Origin of the sequence: Mesorhizobium sp. M2A.F.Ca.ET.067.02.1.1 (genome assembly GCF_004023285.1) — a bacterium.
Lineage (GTDB): Bacteria > Pseudomonadota > Alphaproteobacteria > Rhizobiales > Rhizobiaceae > Mesorhizobium.
This window is the reverse complement of the sequence record NZ_RZSB01000777.1, coordinates 1-2,778: the sequence shown is the minus strand read 5'-3', so window position 1 is coordinate 2,778 and position 2,778 is coordinate 1. Positions and strand designations below refer to the sequence as shown.

At 64.6% G+C, this 2,778-nt stretch carries 2 protein-coding genes; both read left to right on the top strand.

The window, feature by feature from the left end:
• The coding region (locus tag EOA28_RS31640) for a translocation/assembly module TamB domain-containing protein (protein ID WP_189342298.1) at positions 1-1,946 on the top strand (1,946 nt) is incomplete at its 5' end.
• 277 nt (positions 1,947-2,223) lie between these two features.
• The coding region (locus tag EOA28_RS31635; protein ID WP_245501644.1) for an ABC transporter substrate-binding protein at positions 2,224-2,778 on the top strand (555 nt) is incomplete at its 3' end.

Genomic DNA, 2,778 nt, shown 5'->3' with positions numbered 1-2,778 from the left:
GCACGGTGCGGGCGGAGAGCGTGACTTCCGGCGCCACCGCCATCACCGGCATCGATGTCGATCTCAAGCGCGACGGCGACTGGACCGGTTTTTCTGGCGGGGCCACCGTCAAGAACATTCCGGCCAGGGCGGCCGGGCGCGTGAAAGTGGCGAACGGCACGACGACCATCGAGCTCGCGTCCGGCCAGGCGACCGTGCAGGGCATCAAGGCCGCGATCGCGCAGGCCTCGACGGTGACCATCGCCAATGGCGTGACCACGCTCGACCGGCTGGTGCTCAACCTCGGCGGCGGCACGGCAACGGTGACGGGCAAGGTCGCGCAGGCGCTCGACATCAACGCCAACCTCGCCCGGGTGCCGATTTCGCTCGCCAACAGTTTCTCGCCGGGTCTCGACGCGGCCGGCTCGATCTCGGGCACGGTCAAGGTGACCGGCCAGCCTTCGATCCCCTCGGTCGCCTTCAAGATCGATGCCGCCGGCGTGCAGACCTCGCAGACGCGTGGCGCCGGCCTTGGCGGCATGAATGTGTCGTCATCCGGCACTTTTGCCGGCAACAAGCTCGCCTTCGACGCCAACATCAGCGACGGCGCCGGCCTCGGCCTCAAGGGCGGCGGCTCGGTGACGACGGCGGGCACGCCAACCTTGGCGCTCGATTTCAACGGCAAGGTGCCGTTCTCCTTCCTGGCCGCAAAGCTCGCCGCGCAAGGGCTGGCGCTCAACGGCACCGCCAATGTCGATGTGCAAGTGCGTGGTCCTGCATCCGCGCCGGTTATCAGCGGCAAAGTCACGACATCCGGCGCGCGCCTCATCGATGCGCGCTCCGGCCTAGCGGTGAACGACATCGCCGCCGACGTCTCGATCGGCGGCGGGGTGGCCAGGATCAACCGCCTGACCGGCACACTGTCGACGCGCGGCAGCCTGTCGGCGAGCGGCACCGTGGGCATCAATCCGGCGCAGGGCTTCCCGGCCGACCTGTCGATCAAGCTCACCGACGGCCGCTACACTGACGGCCGGGTGGTGACCGCCAATCTCGGCGGCGACCTGACCGTCAAGGGGCCGCTCGTCTCGGCGCCGGTGATTGCCGGCACCCTTAACCTGGCGAGGACGGTCATCACCGTCCCGGAAAAGCTGCCGGGTTCGCTCTCGGCGCTGGATGTGAAGCACAAGAACGCACCGGCGTCCGTACGGGCGCAGGACAAGGCGCTGCGCCCGGCAACGTCCGGCGGCAGCAGCAACAGCGGCAGCGGCCTGACGCTCGACGTGACGGTCAACGCGCCGAACCAGATCTTCATCCAGGGCAGGGGTGTCGACGCCGAACTGGGCGGATCGCTCAAACTAACCGGCCCGGCTTCGGCGCCCAGGGCGATCGGCACCTTCACCCTGCAGCGCGGACGGCTGATCATCCTTTCCAAGCGACTGACCTTCACCGATGGCACGATCGGGTTCCAGGGGTCGCTGGTGCCCTATCTCAACTTGACGGCGACCACCACGACGAGCACCGCCACAGTCACGGTCGTCGTCTCAGGCGAGGCGACCAATCCGAAGTTCACGTTCTCCTCCGTGCCGGCGCTGCCCCAGGACGAGATCCTGGCACAACTCATCTTCGGTCAATCCATGTCCAAGCTGTCGCCGCTGCAGATCGCGCAACTTGCGAGCGCCGCCGCGCAACTGGCCGGCGTCGGCGGTTCGACCTCGTTGCTCGAGAACCTGCAAAGCGCCATCGGCGTCGATGATCTCGACGTGACGACGGATGAGAAGGGCGGCACCGCGGTTTCGGCCGGCAAGTACCTCAACGATCGCACCTATGTGACGATACAGAAGGGCGACAAGCCAGGCTCCGGCAAGGCGACGATCGACCTCAATGTCGGTCGCGGGGTTAAGCTGCGCGGCGAAGCCAATGACGCCGGCGAGGCCAAGGGCGGCGTCTTTTACGAACGCGAATATTGAGGTTGTGCCGGGCCGGATTGGCCAAGGCGAACCAGGGGCGACCGCCGGTACGGGGCTGCTATCCTTATAAAATGTATCGATTTAATGGCCCGCGGGAATTTTTTAGGGAATCCGCGTCGCGATAACAAATTTGCGTCAAGACTGTCGCTATCACGCGAACCGGGTTGCAGCCAAAGATGCACATTCCCTGGCATGTTCCTCCTCCATACCGTCTTTTTGACAACGCGGTCCGGATGCGGAATGTTAAAAGGCGGAAAGCCAACAATGGGAGCAAGTCATGGCAATCTATAAGAGCAATGGTGATCAGGTTCCTGATCATATCTTGGCGTTGGCCGAAGAAGCCAAGGCGGGAAAGGTCGATCGTCGCGAATTCCTGGCGCTCGCCAGCGTTTTCGGAGCGTCCACGGCGATGGCCTACGGCCTGATCGGTCTGGCCGATCCGACCCCGGCGAAAGCCGACGACGTACAGGGCAAGAAGGGCGGCACGCTGAAGGTCGCGCAGTGGGTCAAGGATCCGAAGGATCCACGCAAGGCCGACTGGTCGGAAATCGCCAATGCCGAGCGCCAGGCGCTTGAGCCGCTGGTTAAGTACACCACCGAGTACACATTCCGCCCCTATCTCCTGGAAAGCTGGGACGTGAACGATGACGCGACCGAGTACACGCTGCATGTACGCAAGGGCGTGACCTGGTCGAACGGCGATGCTTTCACCGCCGACGATGTCATCTTCAATCTCAAGCGCTGGGCCGACAAGAAGGCCGAAGGCAACTCGATGCCCGGCCGCCTTGGCACGCTTGTCAAGGACGACAAGCTCGACGAGAGCGCCGTGACC